Annotated in this window: 12 protein-coding genes; 11 read left to right on the forward strand and 1 reads right to left on the reverse strand. The window is 61.4% G+C overall.

Annotated elements, in window-relative coordinates:
• Positions 1 to 12: 12 nt before the first annotated feature.
• The 8 genes from E4Z66_RS18030 (at position 13) to E4Z66_RS18065 (ending at position 12,608) form a co-directional block, all read left to right on the forward strand.
• Positions 13 to 1,068, forward strand: a complete 1,056-nt coding sequence (locus E4Z66_RS18030; RefSeq protein WP_136464447.1) for a sugar phosphate isomerase/epimerase family protein — start codon at positions 13 to 15, stop codon at positions 1,066 to 1,068.
• A complete protein-coding gene (locus E4Z66_RS18035) occupies positions 1,068 to 2,204 on the forward strand; it encodes a Gfo/Idh/MocA family protein (RefSeq protein WP_211097188.1) in 1,137 nt (378 codons plus the stop codon). Before E4Z66_RS18030 ends, E4Z66_RS18035 begins: the two co-directional genes overlap by 1 nt.
• On the forward strand, positions 2,201 to 3,724 hold the full coding sequence (locus tag E4Z66_RS18040; RefSeq protein ID WP_136464448.1) for a sugar ABC transporter ATP-binding protein: 1,524 nt from the start codon (positions 2,201 to 2,203) through the stop codon (positions 3,722 to 3,724). The genes E4Z66_RS18035 and E4Z66_RS18040 overlap by 4 nt, the downstream gene beginning before the upstream one ends.
• A gap of 9 nt (positions 3,725 to 3,733) precedes the next feature.
• The gene (locus E4Z66_RS18045) at positions 3,734 to 4,732 is read left to right on the forward strand and encodes an ABC transporter permease (RefSeq protein ID WP_136464449.1); all 999 of its coding nucleotides are present in this window, start codon (positions 3,734 to 3,736) and stop codon (positions 4,730 to 4,732) included.
• Between the two features lie 32 nt (positions 4,733 to 4,764).
• Positions 4,765 to 5,712 carry an ABC transporter substrate-binding protein gene (locus E4Z66_RS18050; protein ID WP_136464450.1) on the forward strand — a complete coding sequence of 316 codons (948 nt, stop codon included), beginning with the start codon at positions 4,765 to 4,767 and terminating at the stop codon, positions 5,710 to 5,712.
• Between the two features lie 265 nt (positions 5,713 to 5,977).
• Entirely contained in the window at positions 5,978 to 9,331 is a 3,354-nt protein-coding gene (locus E4Z66_RS18055; protein ID WP_136464451.1) for a transglutaminase family protein, read from the forward strand.
• Positions 9,332 to 11,725, forward strand: coding sequence for a circularly permuted type 2 ATP-grasp protein (locus E4Z66_RS18060; RefSeq protein WP_136464452.1), 2,394 nt, complete (start codon positions 9,332 to 9,334; stop codon positions 11,723 to 11,725). It begins immediately after the preceding gene.
• Positions 11,726 to 11,729: 4 nt separating this feature from the next.
• Entirely contained in the window at positions 11,730 to 12,608 is an 879-nt protein-coding gene (locus E4Z66_RS18065) for a transglutaminase domain-containing protein (RefSeq protein ID WP_136464453.1), read from the forward strand.
• Between the two features lie 7 nt (positions 12,609 to 12,615).
• On the opposite strand, the gene E4Z66_RS18070 is transcribed toward E4Z66_RS18065, so the two are convergent.
• Positions 12,616 to 14,589 (reverse strand): sensor histidine kinase, encoded by a 1,974-nt coding sequence (locus E4Z66_RS18070; RefSeq protein ID WP_136464482.1) that lies wholly within the window; start codon positions 14,587 to 14,589, stop codon positions 12,616 to 12,618.
• A 213-nt stretch (positions 14,590 to 14,802) separates the two neighbouring features.
• Between E4Z66_RS18070 and msrP the strand changes: the two genes are divergently transcribed.
• The 3 genes from msrP to E4Z66_RS18085 all read left to right on the forward strand — a co-directional run bounded on the left by msrP (position 14,803) and on the right by E4Z66_RS18085 (position 17,087).
• Positions 14,803 to 15,702, forward strand: a complete 900-nt coding sequence (gene msrP, locus E4Z66_RS18075) for a protein-methionine-sulfoxide reductase catalytic subunit MsrP (RefSeq protein WP_136464454.1) — start codon at positions 14,803 to 14,805, stop codon at positions 15,700 to 15,702.
• Positions 15,702 to 16,316 (forward strand): protein-methionine-sulfoxide reductase heme-binding subunit MsrQ, encoded by a 615-nt coding sequence (gene msrQ / locus E4Z66_RS18080; RefSeq protein ID WP_136464455.1) that lies wholly within the window; start codon positions 15,702 to 15,704, stop codon positions 16,314 to 16,316. The genes msrP and msrQ overlap by 1 nt, the downstream gene beginning before the upstream one ends.
• 63 nt (positions 16,317 to 16,379) lie before the next feature.
• Positions 16,380 to 17,087 carry a class I SAM-dependent methyltransferase gene (locus tag E4Z66_RS18085; RefSeq protein ID WP_136464456.1) on the forward strand — a complete coding sequence of 236 codons (708 nt, stop codon included), beginning with the start codon at positions 16,380 to 16,382 and terminating at the stop codon, positions 17,085 to 17,087.
• Positions 17,088 to 17,679 lie beyond the last annotated feature (592 nt).

The following is a 17,679-nucleotide window of genomic DNA, read 5'->3' on the forward strand; positions in this document are numbered from 1 at the left end:
AGGGAGGATAACATGAAGACCATCAAGGGACCGGCGCTGTTTCTGGCGCAATTCGCAGGTGACGAGGCACCGTTCAACTCGTGGGACAGCATCACCAAATGGGCCGCCGATTGCGGTTACAAGGGGGTGCAGGTGCCAAGCTGGGATGGCCGTTTGTTCGACCTCGCCAAAGCGGCGGAGAGCAAGGATTACTGCGATGAGTTCAAGGGGCAGGCCGCCCAGAACGGCGTCGAGGTGACAGAGCTGTCCACCCACTTGCAAGGCCAGTTGGTCGCGGTGCATCCGGCCTATGACGCGGGCTTTGACGGCTTTGCCGATCCATCGGTGCATGGCAATCCCAAGGCCCGTCAGGAATGGGCGGTCGATCAGGTGATGAAGGCAATCACCGCGTCGGCCAATATGGGCATCAAGAACCATGTCAGCTTTTCCGGCGCGCTGGCGTGGCCCTATGTCTATCCTTGGCCGCAGCGCCCCGCCGGTCTCATCGAGGCTGCATTTGACGAGCTCGCCGCGCGCTGGCGTCCGATACTGGATCATGCGGAAGAGAACGACGTCAATATTTGCTATGAAATCCATCCGGGCGAAGATCTGCATGATGGTGTGACGTTCGAGATGTTCCTCGAACGGGTCGACAATCACAGCCGGTGCAACATGCTGTACGACCCGAGCCACTATGTTCTTCAATGTCTTGATTACATTGATAATATCGACATCTACAAAGACCGCATTAAGATGTTCCACGTCAAAGATGCCGAGTTCAATCCAACCGGGCGGCAGGGTGTTTATTCGGGCTATCAAAGCTGGGTCGACCGGGCAGGGCGTTTCCGCTCTCTTGGCGATGGGCAGGTCGATTTCGGGGCGGTTTTCTCGAAGATGGCGGCCAATGATTTCGATGGCTGGGCCGTAGTGGAATGGGAATGCTGCCTGAAACACCCCGAAGACGGCGCGCGTGAAGGCGCCCAATTCGTCAAGGATCACATCATCCGCGTCACGGACAAGGCGTTCGACGATTTCGCCGATGGCGGCACCGACGACGCCGCCAATCGCAAGATGCTGGGGATTTCGTGATGGCGCGTATCAGACTGGGCATGGTGGGCGGCGGCAATGACGCCTTCATCGGTGGGGTTCACCGGATCGCGTCGCGCATCGACGACCGTTTCCAATTGGTGGCGGGGGCGTTGTCCTCCACCCCGGAGAAATCGGCGGCAAGCGCCGAGGCGCTTGGTATCCCGCGCTCTTACGGCAGTTTTGACGAGATGGCCGCAGCCGAAGCCGCCCGCGAAGACGGAATTGAGGCGGTGAGCATCGTCACCCCCAACCACGTCCATGCGGCGGCGTCGATGGCGTTCTTGCGCCAAGGCATCCACGTGATCTGCGACAAGCCGCTGACCTCGACCATGGAAGATGCGGCCAAGCTGGAACAGGCTGTCACCGACAGCGCGGCGCTGTTCATGCTGACGCATAACTATACCGGCTATCCAATGATCCGGCAGGCCCGCGAGATGGTCGCAGCGGGCGATCTGGGCGATATCCGGATCGTGCAGGCGGAATATCCGCAGGACTGGCTGACCTCACCGATGGAAAGCGAAGGCGTGAAACAGGCAGAGTGGCGCACGGACCCGGCGCGGTCCGGCGCGGGCGGATCGGTTGGCGATATCGGCACCCACGCCCATAACCTTGCCTGTTTCGTCACCGGTTTGTCGGTGGATAGTCTGGCTGCCGATCTGCAAAGTTTTGGTGCGGGGCGCAGCCTTGATGACAACGCGCATATCCTGCTGCGGTTTGCGGGTGGTGCGCGGGGGATGATTTGGTCCAGCCAGGTCGCTCCGGGCAATGAAAACGGCCTGAAATTGCGGGTCTACGGTGAAAAAGGCGGGCTTGAGTGGTGTCAGGAAGACCCCAATTACCTCTGGTTCACCCCGCATGGTGAGCCGAAGCGCCTGCTGACCCGAAATGGTCCCGGTGCGTCGGCGATCGGGCAGGCGGTCAGCCGCATTCCGGCGGGCCATCCCGAAGGATATCTTGAGGGGTTTGCCACGCTGTATAATGAAGCCGCCGATGCGATCCGCGCGGTTCAGGGCGGGGCCACACGTGAAGAGGCCATGGGCGTCTTGCCGGGGGTTGCCGCAGGCATGGACGGGATGCGGTTTATCAATGCCTGCGTCACCTCGTCTGACAATAACGCCGCGTGGACGCCCCTGTGAGCGTGCCCGCCAAACTCGCCTTGCACGGGGTCAGCAAGAGCTTCGGCCCGACGGAAGTCCTGCACGACGTGAGCCTGTCCCTGTTTGCGGGGCAGGTCCATGCGTTGATCGGCGAGAACGGCGCGGGCAAATCGACGACGATGAAAATCCTTGCCGGCTATCAGCCGCCCAGCAGTGGGCGGATCGAACTCGACGGCGCAAAGGTCCACTTCGCCAGCCTCCATGACGGCGAGATGGCGGGGATCGTGATGATCCATCAGGAGTTCAACCTCGCCGAACAGTTGACGGTCGAGCAGAACATCTTTCTTGGGCGCGAATTGCGGCGGGGTCTGTTGCTCGACAAGGCAGAGATGCGGCGTCAGGCGATTGCGCATCTGGCCCGCGTCAGCTGCGATGTGGACCCCGATACGCCGGTGTCGCGTTTGTCCAATTCGGACAAGCAGATGGTTGAGATCGCCAAGGCGTTGTCGCGTGACGCGCAGGTTTTGGTCATGGATGAGCCGACCGCTGTGCTGACAACCCGCGAGACCGACATCCTTTTCAATCAGGTCCGTGCCTTGCGTGCGGCGGGTACAGCGGTTCTGTTCACGTCGCACAAGCTGGATGAGGTGGCCGAGATTTCCGACCACGTTACCGTCATGCGCGATGGTGCCGTCGTGCATTCGGGGCCCAGCCAGGACATCAGCGAAGACGCGATGGCCACGGCGATGGTGGGGCGACCGGTCTCTGACCTTTATCCGCCGAAGTCAGGCGTTGCGGTAGAGGCGCCGGTGGTTCTGTCGGTCGAGGAACTGACAGTGCCGGGCTATGCGCAGGACATATCGTTCGAGCTGCGACAGGGTGAAATTCTTGGTATCGGCGGGCTGATCGGCGCGGGCCGGACCGAGGCGATGGAAGGACTCGTCGCGCTGCGCCCGGCAACGGCGAAATCGGTCACGCTGTTCGGGCAGCCGCAGAACTTTCGCAGCCCCGGCGCGGCACAGGCCGCTGGGCTGTGCTATCTGACCGAGGATCGCAAACTGCGTGGCCTGTTGCTGGAACGCGGGATGCGCGAAAACCTGACATTGCAGACCTTGCACAAGTTCGGGCGGTTCTTCGTCGATACGAAAAGCGAAGACGCCGCGCTGAGTAAGGCGATCATCGACTTCGACATTCGCGCAGGGGACCGGGCCATCGCCGTGGGCAACCTGTCCGGCGGCAATCAGCAAAAGCTGCTGCTGGCCAAGGTCATGCTGTCGGAGCCGCGAGTGCTTATCATCGACGAGCCGACACGCGGCATCGATATCGGCACCAAGCAACAGATTTACGCGTGCCTGCGCCGGCTTGCCGCCGAGGGGCACGCGATTGTCGTGATCTCGTCAGAGATGCCGGAACTGATTGGCCTGTCGGACAGGGTCATGGTCATGCGGCTGGGCCGTGTAAGCGGCACGGTTTCCGGCGCGGCGATCGACGAAGACACCATTGTCCGGCTGTCCATGGGGCTTGATCCGCAATCTGCCCCCAACACTGAACTTGCCTGAGGAAATTTGATGACCGACGCCACGCAACCTTCTTCCAAGACCCGGCGAATGCCGTCGATGTCGGTGCTCGGCCCGATCCTTGCACTGGTGGTGCTGATCCTTATCGGCGCGCTGCTGAACCCGAATTTTCTAAGCGCGGGCAACATCACGAACGTTCTGGCCCGGTCCGCCTTTATCGGCATCATCGCCGTGGGCATGACATTCGTAATCACCGCCGGGGGGCTGGATCTGTCCGTGGGATCGATGGCGGCCTTCATTGCGGGGCTGATGATCCTGGTGATGAACGCGGCTTTGCCGACCATGGGCGTCGGGGTGCCAATCATCCTGCTGGGCATGGCGGTGGCACTTGTCGCGGGGCTGCTTGCGGGGCTGTTGAACGGATATCTGATCACGGCGCTGGGGATCGAAGCCTTTATCGTCACATTGGGGTCGATGGGCATCTACCGGTCGCTTGTGACATGGCTTGCCGATGGCGGCACCTTGTCGCTCGATTTCTCGCTGCGTACGTTTTACCGCCCGGTCTATTTCGACGGTATTCTCGGTATCAGCTGGCCGATCATCGTGTTCGCGCTTGTCGTGATCATCGGTGAGATCGTGATGTCGCGCTCTGTCTATGGGCGTCACTGCGCGGCCACCGGGTCGAACGAAGAGGTCGCGCGCTATTCCAATGTCAGCGTCAAGCGCACGCGGCTGATCTCTTATGCGGCGCTGGGCGTGTTGGTCGGCATTGCAACCATCATGTACGTGCCGCGCCTTGGATCGGCCTCGTCCTCGACCGGTGTGCTGTGGGAGCTTGAAGCCATCGCTGCCGTGATCATTGGCGGCACCGCGCTCAAAGGGGGCTTTGGCCGTGTTTGGGGCACCGTCATCGGCGTGCTGATCCTGACCCTGATCGGCAACATTCTCAATCTCACGGACTTTGTTTCGCCCTATCTCAACGGTGCGATTCAGGGCGTGATCATCATTCTCGCTGTGATTCTGCAGCGCGAAGGAAAGTCGGCAAGTTAGGCCGCACATCCATTTCAATGGGAGGAAAAGAAATGAAACATACAAGGACCATACTGGCGGGCATAATGGCAGCCGCTGTCAGCACAGCCGCCCTTGCCGAGGACGTCAAAGTCATTGGTGTCTCGATCCCGGCGGCCACCCATGGCTGGGCTGGGGGCATGAACTTCCATGCGCAGCAGACGGTCGAACGCCTTGAAGAGGTGTATCCGCAGCTTGATTTCGTGCTGGCCACCGCGTCGGACCCCGGCAAGCAGGTCAACGATATCGAAGACATGATGGCGACGCGCAACATCAGCGCGCTGGTCGTGCTGCCCTTCGAATCCGATCCGCTGACGCCGCCGGTGCAGGCCGTGTCCGAAAGCGGCGCATGGGTCACAGTGGTTGACCGGGGGCTGTCGGTGCCGGGTATCGAAGACCTGTATGTCGCGGGCGACAATTCTGGCTTTGGCCGGGTGTCGGGCGAATACATGGTGTCCAAGATGCAAGATGGCGGCGACATCGTCGTGTTCCGCGGCATCCCGACCACCATCGACAATGAACGCGTCGATGCCTTTTCCGAAGCGATCAAGGGATCGGGTATCAATGTTCTCGACATGCAGCACGGGAACTGGAACCGCGATGACAGCTTCAACGTGATGCAGGACTTCCTGTCGAAATACGACAAGATCGACGCGGTCTGGGCCTCGGACGATGACATGGCGATTGGCGTTCTGGCCGCGATCGAGGCCGCAGGGCGGGACGATGTCCAGTTCGTTCTGGGCGGCGCGGGTATGAAAGAGATGATCAAGCGCACCGCCGACGGCGATGAAATGATCCCGGCGAATGTGACCTACCCGCCCTCGATGATTGCCACGGCGATCGAACTGACGGCGGTTGGCCTGACCTCCAACGCGCCGGTCTCTGGCACCTTCGTCATCGGCTCTGTGCTGGTCACGCCGGAGAACGCCATGGACTTCTACTACCCTGACAGCCCGTTCTGATTTCGGGCCAGAGCGTCACCGGCTTTCGCGTCGGTGGCGTCTCGCGCCGCGCCTTCGGGGGTCTTTGTCAATCGGGCCCATCGAAGCGCGGCGTTTTGCATGAACGGCGTGCGCACTCAGCCCAAGCGACTGCATGGCATGACGGATTGTTGGGCAAAACCTGCGTCACGCGATGCTTTTCCCAGCGCCGGTGAATGGTTTCTGGCCGATCCGGGGAAGTTCTTCCATAAAGGGTTGAACGCAATATCCCGGGGTGGCGGCCAAAATGGCTATTCATGCAAGTATTCATCACCTGACTCACTACACCTATGACCGGTTGGTCACGCTATCGCCGCAGATCATCCGCCTCCGTCCAGCGCCGCACAGCCGCACGCGCGTTCTGTCGCATTCGCTGAAGGTCAGCCCCGGTGGGCATTTCGTGAACCACCAGCAAGACCCTTACGGTAACTGGCTGAGCCGCTTCGTTTTTCCGGAGCCCGTGCGCGAATTCAAGATCGAGGTCGACCTGGTCGCCGATATGACGGTCTATAATCCGTTCGACTTCTTCGTCGATGAAACCGCGAAAGACTGGCCGTTCGAGTATCCCGAAGACCTCAAGGAAGACCTTGTGATCTATCGCACGCCCGAGCCAGAGGGCCCGCTGCTTGCGCAATTCCTTGGGTCCATCAAGTTCGACATTCCCGGAACGGTCGACTTCCTTGTCGCGCTCAACCAGCGTGTGTCCGAGGAGATCGACTATACCATCCGGATGGAGCCGGGCGTGCAGACGCCCGAGGAGACGCTGCAGGTCAAGCGCGGGTCTTGCCGGGATTCCAGCTGGCTTCTGGTGCAGACCCTGCGGCATCTGGGGTTCGCCGCGCGCTTTGTGTCAGGGTATCTGATCCAGCTTAAACCGGATGTGAAATCGCTGGATGGTCCATCGGGAACTGAGGTCGATTTCACCGATCTTCATGCCTGGGTCGAGGTTTACATTCCCGGTGCCGGCTGGGTCGGCCTGGACCCGACAAGCGGTCTGCTGACAGGGGAAAGCCACATTCCGCTGGCCGCCACGCCGCATTACCGCAATGCCGCGCCGATTGCCGGGGGCTTTACCAGCAACGGCGCGCCCGAGGTGAATTTCGACTTCGACATGACCGTGCAGCGCGTTTCGGAACACCCGCGCATCACCAAGCCGTTCTCCGACGATGCGTGGGAACGGCTGAATACGCTGGGGCGCAAGGTCGATGCCGATCTGGAGGCAGGCGATGTGCGTCTGACGATGGGCGGCGAGCCGACCTTCGTGTCCATCGACGATTTCGAAAGCGATGAATGGAACACCGCCGCCGTCGGCCCGACGAAGCGTGGCCTTGCGGACAAGCTGATCCGCCGTCTGCGTGACAAGTTCGCGCCGGGTGGGTTCCTGCATTACGGGCAGGGCAAGTGGTATCCGGGGGAAACCCTGCCACGCTGGACATTCTCGCTGTATTGGCGCCGCGATGGCAAGCCGGTCTGGGCCGATGAAGACCTTGTGGCGACCGAGGATGCCGAAACGGGCGCGGATGCGGAAAGCTCTGCCAAGTTTCTGACGGTGATGGCCGAAAAGCTGGGATTGGAAACCGATTTCGTCGTGCCCGCCTATGAGGACCCGGCCGAGTGGATCATCAAGGAAGGCAATCTGCCGGAAAACGTGACGCCGGAAAATTCCAAGTTGAAAGACCCGGAGGAACGCGCCCGCATCGCCAAGGTGTTCGAGCGCGGCCTGACGGAACCTGCCGGGTACGTCCTGCCGGTGCAGCGCTGGCAATCAAAGGCGACCGGGCCGCGCTGGCTGTCCGAACGCTGGAAGCTGCGGCGCGGAAAGGTGTTCCTTGTCCCGGGCGACAGTGCGCTGGGCTATCGTTTGCCTCTGGGCACGCTGCCGCATCTGTCCGCCTCGCAATTTCCCTACACCAATGTCACCGATCCGACCGTGCCGCGCGGTCCCTTGCCTGATTACCATGAGGAAGCGGGCGAGGCGTTGCCGAAACCTACCAAGGGCCATACGCAGCCGGTCTCTGCACCTGCCGCTGAAGGTCCGCGTCAGACCATCGTGGAACAGGACACGGCCATCGGCGGCGCGGTGCGCACGGCGATCTCGGTCGAGCCGCGCGATGGGCGCCTATGCGTCTTCATGCCCCCGGTCGAGGATGTCGAAGCCTATCTCGACCTGCTTGCGGTGGCAGAGGAGGCGGCAAAGGAAATGAAGCTGCCGATCCACATCGAAGGGTATGCCCCGCCGCATGATCCCCGGCTCAACGTGATCCGTGTTGCGCCCGATCCCGGCGTGATCGAGGTGAACATTCACCCGGCCCATAGCTGGGATGACTGCGTCGCCACGACGGAAGCGATCTATGCCGAGGCGCGTGAATGTCGGCTGGGTGCGGATAAATTCATGATCGATGGCCGTCACACGGGCACAGGTGGGGGCAATCACGTGGTCGTGGGCGGCGAGACGCCCAATGACAGCCCGTTCCTGCGCCGCCCGGATGTGCTGAAATCGTTGATCCTCATGTGGCAGCGGCACCCGTCCTTGTCCTATCTCTTTTCGGGGCTTTTCATCGGTCCGACCAGTCAGGCCCCGCGGATCGACGAAGCCCGGCATGACACGCTCTACGAGCTTGAGATGGCTTTGGCCCAGTTCCCGGCACCGGGTCAGGGTCCGGCCCCGATGCCTTGGCTGACCGACCGGCTGCTGCGCAATATGCTGACGGATGTTACCGGCAACACGCACCGCGCCGAAATCTGCATCGACAAGCTCTACTCTCCCGATGGTCCAACCGGGCGGTTGGGGCTGGTGGAGTTCCGCGGCTTCGAGATGCCGCCCCATCCGCGCATGAACCTTGCCCAGCAGTTGCTGATCCGGGCGATCATCGCCCGCTGCTGGAACGCCCCCATCTACGGGACGCCGATCCGGTGGGGCACGGTGCTGCATGACCGGTTCATGCTGCCGCATTTCCTGTGGCAGGATTTCCTGGACCTGCTCGCCGATCTCAGCCGGCACGGCTATGATTTCGATCCGGTCTGGTACGAGGCGCAGGCCGAGTTCCGCTTCCCGTTCTGCGGCGAGGTCGAGGTCGAGAACACCAAGCTGGAACTGAAACAGGCGTTGGAACCCTGGCATGTGCTGGGCGAAACGGGCGCAATTGGCGGCACTGTGCGTTATACCGACAGTTCGGTGGAGCGGTTGCAGGTCAAGCTGACGACGCTGTACCCCGACCGGTATCAGGTGATGTGCAATCGGCGGCCCGTGCCGCTGACCCGTGCCGAAACCTCCGGTGAGGCCGTGGGCGGCGTCCGGTTCAAGGCGTGGCAACCGCCCGAGGCGCTGCATCCGGTGCTGCCGGTCAATGCGCCTTTGACCTTCGACATCTATGACAGCTGGACCGGTCGTGCGATTGGCGGATGCACCTATCATGTGGCCCATCCGGGCGGGCGGAATTACGATACCTTCCCGGTCAACGGAAACGAGGCCGAAGCGCGGCGGCTTGCGCGGTTCGAACCCTTCGGACATAGTTCGGGCGACTACCGGCCCGCGCCGGAGCATCCGCATCCGGAGTTCCCGATGACACTCGACCTTAGACGCTCTCCGGGCCTGACCTAAATGACTGGCCACGTCGCGCCCCCTCCGGTAGCGCTGCCTGACATTCTGGCAGAGTACCGGCCCAAGCCCGGCGTGGCTGACGAGCTTTTCGACACGAATGGCGCGATCCGTCCGGTGTGGAACCTGCTGATCGAACATCTGTCATGTCGCACCCCGGACGTGATCGAAGAGCATTTTGCCCGTGGTCCGAAATACCTGCGCGATGCGGGCGTCTATTTCCGGCAGTATTCGACCATCCCCGCGCCAGAGCGTGAATGGCCGCTTAGCCCGGTTCCGGTGATCATCCATGAAGATGAGTGGGCTGCCATTTGCGCCGGCCTGACCCAGCGCGCCGACCTGCTGGAGATGGTCATGGCCGATCTTTACGGTCCGGCTCGGCTGATTTCCGACGGGCACCTGCCTGCCGAACTGATCGCCCATTCGCCTGAGTGGCTGCGCCCGCTTGTCGGGGTCAAACCCGCGTCGGGGCACTTTCTGCATCAGGTCTCGTTCGAGATCAGTCGAAACCCCGATGGGACGTGGTTCGTATTGGGCGACCGAACGCAAGCGCCGTCCGGGGCCGGGTTCGCGCTTGAGAACCGGATTGCCACCACGCGGATCTTCAACGATCTCTATCCGCGCAGCAATGTGCATCGGCTTTCCGGCTTCTTCCGGTCGTTCCGCGACGCGATGGACCAGCTGCCGGGCAAACAGGGACGCCGCGCCGCGATCCTGACGCCGGGTCCGAACAATGCGGGCTATTTCGAACACACCTATATTGCGCGGTATCTCGGCCTGCTCTTGCTGGAGGGCGAGGACATGCTGGTGCGCGATGGCGAGGTCATGGTGCGTACCGTCGAAGGGCCAGAGCCCTTGGGCGCGATCTGGAGGCGGGTCGATTCCGACTATCTCGATCCGCTGGAATTGCGCGAGGATTCGCAGCTTGGCACGCCGGGGCTGGTCAACGCCCTGCGCCAGGAATCGATCGATATGATCAATGCGCTCGGCTCGGGCATTCTTGAAATGCGGGCGATGATGGCGTTCCTGCCGCGTATCAGCAAGGAACTGACGGGCGCGCCGTTGCAGATGCCCAATATTGCAACGTGGTGGTGTGGCCAGTCTTCGGCGCGCGATTACGTCAAAACCAATCTGGACCGGATGATGATCGGAGGCGCGCGGGATCTTGATCTGCCCTTCGATGTCGGGGCCACCACGGCACAAAGCGAGGCGATGCGGGATGCGGGCCCCGACAAGTTGGAGGCGTGGATCGATGCCGAGGGTAAAGGCCTGGTCGGGCAGGAGCTTGTGACCGTATCGACGGCGCCCGCCTATGTGGATGGCAAGCTGATGCCGCGCCCGATGACGGTGCGCGTCACCGCGGCGCGCACGCCGAATGGCTGGAACTTCATGCCCGGCGGCTATGCCCGGTTTGGTTTGTCGGACGCGGCCACGGCCATGGCCATGCAGCATGGCGGTTCGGTGGCCGATGTCTGGGTCGTCAGCGACGCGCCAGTGCCCGCAAGTCAGCCTGTTGTCGAAAGCAGTGCTGCGCGGATCGAGCCCGAAGCCCTGCCCAGCCGCGCCGCAGAGAACCTGTTCTGGCTGGGGCGGTACGTCGAACGTATCGACGCGGCGCTGCGCATGATCCGGGCCTACCACCTGCGTCTGGCAGAAACCGGCGACCCGGAAGACCCGCGCCTGTTCACCCTTGGCGGGTTCATGGGCAATGTCGGCATTGCCATGGACGCGACGATCCCGTCGGCGCTGATGAGCCTGCTGTCTTCCGCCCATAACTGCGCCAGCAAAGTGCGCGACCGCTTTTCCCCGGACGGGTGGGAAGCGCTGCAAGATATCGGAAAATCCATTGAACGGCTGGAACGCTCTGCCGCGCCGGGAGACGATTGCGCCCGTGCGATGAGCATCCTGCTGCGCAAGGTCACCGGGTTCTCTGGTCTGGTGCAGGAGAACATGTACCGTTCCGCCGGGTGGCGCTTTCTTGCGCTTGGGCGGGCGCTGGAACGCTGCGACAGTATCGCGATGAGCACCATCGTGTTCGCCGATCCCGGCGCGCCGCAAGGCTGCTGCGAAATCGCGATTGAACTGGGCGACAACGCGATGACCCATCGCCGCCGGTTCCGGGGATCGCCATCGCCGCAAAGCGTGCGCGATCTGTTGATCTGCGATCCGTTCAATCCACGCTCTGCGCTGTTTCAACTGGACCAGATACTCGAACTGGCGCGCTTTTTGCCCAAAGGCACCGATGGGCGCCCGTCCGAATTGGAACGGATCATCCTGCCGCTGCAAGCCAAGTTCGCTGTTGCGGATGCGGAGTATCTGACTGCCGATGACCTTGGAGCCTTGCGCATGGAGCTGTCCCGCGCCTCGGATGTCCTGTGGTCGATCTATCTGAGGTAGCGCCGTGCAGTACGACATCACGTTGACGATCGAATACAGCTATGACGGTGCGTCCGATCATGCGCGCAATCTGCTGCATCTGTTGCCGCTGCATGTCCCCGGCGTGCAAGACGTGACTGCAAGCCTGCTGACCGTGGACCCGATGCCGCAGGAGCGTTGGGACGGGCCGGATTTCTTCGGTAACATCGCCACATGGGTGTCCCATCTGGAAGCGATTGACGCGATCACCATGTCGCTCAAGACCAAGGTCAATCGGCGGTCCTCTCCTCTTGGGATGGATATTTCCGCCGGCCTCGCCACGCTCGGCTCGGATATCGACGCCATTCAAAGCCTTGCGCCCGATGCGCCGCACCACTTCCTTGGCCGGTCGCCGCGCGTGGCGCCAGCGGCAGAGATGACGGAATTCGCGCGTCAGCAGATCATCGAAGGAATGAGCACGCTCAGCGCGGTGCAGGCCATTGGTCGCGCGTTGCATGATTACCTTGATTTCGATGCGGCAGCCACGGATGTGGACACGCCTGCCGCCGAAGCCTTCGCCCATCGTCACGGGGTGTGCCAGGACTTCAGCCATATCATGATCGCCTGCCTGCGGGGCATTGGCATTCCCGCGGGCTATGTGTCCGGGTTTCTGCGCACGGTGCCGCCGCCGGGGCAAAAACGCATGGAAGGGGCTGATGCCATGCATGCCTGGGTGCGCGCGTGGTGCGGCACGGATATGGGCTGGATCGAGTATGACCCGACCAATGCGATCATGGTCGAAGATGACCATATCATCGTGGCCTATGGTCGGGACTACTCAGACGTGTCGCCTGTGCGGGGGGTCATGCGCTCTTCAGGTGGGCACGATACCAAACACTACGTTGACGTTTTGCCGGTGGACTAGAAGCCGGTTAAAGCGCGCTGTCATGCTCCGCCTCGTCTGCTGCGGGAAGCCAGATGTCGAAGGCGGCCCCGCCCTCGTCGCGGTTGCGCACGGTGATCAGCCCCCCGGCGCGCTGAACCAAGGCCTGACTGATCGACAGGCCCAGCCCAGTGCCTTCGGCCTGTTTAGTCGTGAAGAACGGATCGAACACCGACCCGATCTTATCCTCGGGGATTCCCGGCCCGGTATCCGCAACGGTCAGGCGGACACCGGCCTGTCCGTTCCTTTCCTGCGCCTCCAGCCGCAATTCGAGCGTGCCATCATGCCCCATCGCCTGCGCGGCGTTCATCACAAGGTTCACGACAACCTGTTGCAACTCGCCCGGATCGGCCTGCACAAAAGGCGCGTCCCCGAGCGTGCATTTGACGTCGATATGGCCTTTGCTCAGCACGTGATCCACCAGTACGAGACAGTCTTCGACCACCCCGGCAAGCGATACCGCGCTGGTATATTCCGCGAAATCTCCGGGGCGCGCGAATTTCAGTAGCTTGCCGACAATGGCTTGAATCCGTGCGATCTGGCGGTCCACCAAGGTGAGTTCCGTTTCAACCAGATTGGCATCATCGCCCAGCGTGGCGCGCACCACGTCCATATTGCCCTGTATTACCGCCACGGGGTTGTTGATCTCATGCGCGACACCGGCGGTGATCTCGCCAATCGCGGCGAGCTTTTCGCTCATCACCAGTTGGCGATAGGTCTCTTCCAACTTCTCGTTCGCGGTGCGCAGTTCCGCCGTGCGCTGATCGACAAGGACGTTTAGGTCTTCGGCATAGGATCGCAAGCGTTCGTCCCGCTCTTGCACCTGATCCAGAAGATCGTCGAGATGCGACGACACTTGCCCGATTTCGTCGCGCCGGGCCACTTGGCCATTGCGCGCGGACAAATCGCCCCGGCCGACTTTGCGCATCGTGTCGGTCATCCGCTCAAGCGGGGTGAAAACGCCCCGCGCCAGCCATAGAAAAGCGGGTACGGTCAGCACCAGGACCCCGGCCAGCGCCGCGCCGACGGACCAGATCGCCGCCTGTTTGTCGGCGGCGAAGGGCGCTTCGAGAAACCCGACATACAGCATCCCGACACGCTTGCCGAAACTGTCGGTGAGGGGAAGATAGCCGGAGATATACCAGTCATTCACCACGAATGCGCGGTTCAGCCACGTTTTCCCGTCGTCCAGAACGGCGCCGCGCACCACCGCCGATACCCGCGTGCCAAGGGCGCGTACTTCTTCGAACAGGCGCACATTCGTCGAAACGCGCACATCGTCCAGAAACAGCGTCGCGGTGCCCTGCAATTCGCCGCCCGTGACCGCGTTCAGATAGACTAATGCGTTGATCGTATCGATGAATTGCAGGTTGCGGTTCAGCAGGACGCCCCCGACCAGAACGCCGGTACGCCCGGCGATGCGGACGGGGTTCGTCGCGTGCAGCACCATGCCGCGATCCTCGACGGCGCGGCCTGTGGGTACGGCGGCTTGTGTCTCTATCAGGGGGATCTTGGCGCGGGCGGCGAGCTCGGGTGACAGTGTCTCCAAGTCCTTTGCCGAGAAGACGTCGATCTGCGTGTCCGACTGCCCTGTCAGCGCGGTCGCGATCACGGGCCAGCGTTCGGCTGCGGCGCGTGCGTCATCGGCGGATAGATAGTACAGAAAATCCAGCCCCAGTTCGTCGCGTTTCGCATCAAAGAACGCGCGACCTTCGCCATTACCGGCGGTGAGCGCCAGCGCAAAATCGACAGAGCCGGCGACCGCGAGCAAGTCGTCGCTGGTTTCGACCATCAGCCGCGCCAGATATTGTTCGGCGATGCGCAGATCGCTTTCCACCTTGGAGATCAGAAGTTCGTCGTAATCCGCGCTCCATCTTGTGATGGCGATCAACAGGGCAAGCGGTAGCAAAACCACCACGGGGGCCAGCGCCAGCACCAAAAGCCGAAGACGAACCGACGTCAAAACCTGCCCCCCGAAACAGACCCGTTGAAAGCGCCCGACCCCCATGTTGTCCGCCGGGGCGTTCCACGGGCGGATCGGTGCCTTCAAGAACGTCTATACCATAGCCAAGGCAGGGTCACCGCCATGTTACGGATACAAAACTCTGCGTGAGGGCCGTTTGCCGGAGCATCAAAACAGGACATATACCTATCACGGACGCTTAAGGAGACCTTCATGGCCAACCGCTGGAAGAACACATTGACCGAACGGGACATCACGCCGGAGGCTGCGTATCTCGACCGGCGGCGCTTTATCGGGGCGGGGATTGGTCTGGGTCTGATGGGGCTTGCCGGGACAGCGCGCAGCGAAACCCTAGAGCCAAACCCTTGGGAAGACATCACGCAATACAACAATTTCTATGAATTCGGCACGGGCAAGGACGATCCCGCGCGCAATGCGCACACGCTGACGACCGATCCTTGGACGGTGCGCATCGACGGCTTGGTGGACAAGCCGGGCGAGTACGCTTTCGAAGACATCATGAACGCGATGACCGTCGAGGAACGGATCTACCGTTTCCGCTGTGTCGAAGCGTGGTCGATGGTCATTCCGTGGAACGGCTTTGAACTAGCGGACCTGCTCGCCATGGCGGGCGTGCAAAGCGGCGCGAAATACGTCGCCTTCGAAACGCTCTACCGTCCCGAAGAAATGCCCGGCCAGCGCTTCCCGGTTCTCAAGTGGCCCTATGTCGAAGGGCTGCGGCTGGACGAGGCGATGCACCCGCTGACGATCATGGCGACAGGCATCTACGGCAAGGACATTCCCAATCAGAATGGTGCGCCGCTGCGACTGGTGGTGCCGTGGAAATACGGGTTCAAGTCGATCAAATCCGTGGTGCGGATCACGCTGACTGATACGCAACCGCCGACCGCGTGGAATACCGCGCTGGGAAGCGAGTATGGGTTTTATTCGAACGTGAACCCGCAGGTTGACCACCCCCGTTGGAGTCAGGCGAGCGAGCGGGTCATCGGCGGCGGGTTGTTCGCGCGCAAGCAGCCGACGCTCATGTTCAACGGGTATGAGGAAGAGGTCGCCTCTCTCTATGCCGGGATGGACCTGCGCGAGAACTACTGATGCTTGCGGCCAAGCTGAACGGATGGATGCGGCATATCCCTGTCTGGGCCGTTTGGCTGGTCGCGTTGCTGCCGGTTCCGGCGCTGCTGTATCTTGCGGCGACAGGCGGTCTGGGGCGTGAGCCGATCGAGGCGTTGGAGCATGAGCTGGGTGAGATCGCGCTGAAGCTGTTGATCCTTGGGCTGTGTATCACGCCACTGCGACGGTTTTTCGGAATCAATCTGCTGCGGTTTCGTCGGGCGCTTGGCTTGCTGGCCTTTACATATGTCGCGCTGCACCTGTTGGTCTGGCTGGTGCTGGATGTGCAGATCCTCAGCCAGATTTGGGCGGACATCCTGAAACGGCCCTATATCACCATCGGCATGGCGGGGTTCGTGTTGATGATCCCGCTGGCGGTGACATCGAACAATCTGAGTGTTCGCAAGCTTGGTCCACGATGGGTCAAGCTGCACCGTCTGACCTATGCCGCCGTGCTGCTGGCCGGAGTTCATTTCGTAATGGTGCGAAAAGGGTTCCAGTTTGAACCGCTGATCTACCTGGCCGTGATCGGGCTGCTGATCGGATTGCGGTTCCTTCCCAAACAGTCGCGGCGGGTGTCCAAGGCGGTGCCGTGACGCTTGCTCTTTTCCCATTGCGGTGGAACGCTGCATTTGCGGTAAAGCGAATGAGTAAGTGCGATGGCCTCTATCCTGCAAAGACTGCGTCGGTGGCGCAGCGCCCGGCGGCGGGCCCGGTTTCTGACTGATTACCAAAGCGCCGTTTCCGACGTCGGGCTGACCCTGCAGGCGCAGGCCACCCAAAGCACCGCGACATATGTGCGTGAGAATATGGCGCAGGTTCAATCGGTGGACACATGGCGCGCGGTACATGATCGGGCGATTGCGGAAGTATCTCTCCAGGACGGACTGTGTCTGGAATTCGGCGTATATAGTGGGACGACGGCGAACTATATCGCAGCGCAGCGCGATTGGACCGTAAACGGGTTCGATTCCTTCGAAGGTCTGCCCGAACCCTGGCGCGATGGCTACGACACTGCCGCCTTTGCACGGCAGACACCGCCCAGTGTGTCCAAGGCGGTCACGCTCCACACCGGTTGGTTTGCCGACACGCTTCCCCAGTTTCTGACACAGGTGCCCGCCGGTCAGCCGGTTGCCTATCTGCACATAGATAGTGATTTGTATTCTTCGGCGCGCACGGTTCTGACCCTCTTGGCGGACAGGCTAATGCCGGGCGCGGTCATCGTGTTCGATGAATACTTCAACTACACTGGCTGGGAAGACGGTGAGTTCCGCGCGTTTCAGGAGTTCATCGCCGAGACGGGCAAGCGCTATCGCTATCTTACCTACAATCGCACGCACCAACAGGTCGCCTTGGTGATGTGCTAGGCTAGGCGGCACCACTTCCCGCGTGACTCGCGCCAGGATTCGACGAGTCGGGCGCTTCGCAGCTGGCTACGCGATTTTTTCCGGCCCGATTCACGTCGAGTCGGGGCTGATTCAGGGCCAAATCCACGCTCTTCTGGGGATAAGTCTGTAGGTAACTCGAACGGCGGTCTTCTAGCCCCTGAAAATGGCCCAAGCTTCCTTGGGGTAAGTTCACGGCGTTTCTGGGGTCTCACGAAAATCGCCTTCGTAACATACTGATATTAAATGATTTTGCGATTTTTTCGAAAAAATGCGCTCTTGGATGAAAAAAGGGGTTGCGGGTTTTGGTGGGTATCCGTAAAAGCCCCTTCACCGGCGGCGCTGAGGCGCACGACGGGACGCCAGACGGGGCGGCGGCGCAAGCCGGTGCAGACGAGGCGGAACGATATCAGAGGCAATTGAGGCGGGGCGCGCCAGAGAGTAAAGGGCGCATCCAGTCTTTATTTGGCTCTACGCTATTTGAAATTGATGGTATCTGAAGAGATATGTGGGCGGTTTGGTTCATTTCGATGAACAAACAACTGCATATCGCGCTCTTAGGGTTTCGGCCCGA

It is taken from the genome of Aliishimia ponticola (genome assembly GCF_004803475.1).
Taxonomy (GTDB): domain Bacteria; phylum Pseudomonadota; class Alphaproteobacteria; order Rhodobacterales; family Rhodobacteraceae; genus Aliishimia; species Aliishimia ponticola.

Coding starts and splice junctions, on each gene's coding strand:
- E4Z66_RS18030 (WP_136464447.1), top strand. CDS start 13: ATGAAGACCATCAAGGGACCGGCGCTGTTTCTGGCGCAATTCGCAGGT.
- E4Z66_RS18035 (WP_211097188.1), top strand. CDS start 1,068: ATGGCGCGTATCAGACTGGGCATGGTGGGCGGCGGCAATGACGCCTTC.
- E4Z66_RS18045 (WP_136464449.1), top strand. CDS start 3,734: ATGACCGACGCCACGCAACCTTCTTCCAAGACCCGGCGAATGCCGTCG.
- E4Z66_RS18050 (WP_136464450.1), top strand. CDS start 4,765: ATGAAACATACAAGGACCATACTGGCGGGCATAATGGCAGCCGCTGTC.
- E4Z66_RS18055 (WP_136464451.1), top strand. CDS start 5,978: ATGGCTATTCATGCAAGTATTCATCACCTGACTCACTACACCTATGAC.
- E4Z66_RS18060 (WP_136464452.1), top strand. CDS start 9,332: ATGACTGGCCACGTCGCGCCCCCTCCGGTAGCGCTGCCTGACATTCTG.
- msrP (WP_136464454.1), top strand. CDS start 14,803: ATGGCCAACCGCTGGAAGAACACATTGACCGAACGGGACATCACGCCG.
- msrQ (WP_136464455.1), top strand. CDS start 15,702: ATGCTTGCGGCCAAGCTGAACGGATGGATGCGGCATATCCCTGTCTGG.
- E4Z66_RS18085 (WP_136464456.1), top strand. CDS start 16,380: ATGGCCTCTATCCTGCAAAGACTGCGTCGGTGGCGCAGCGCCCGGCGG.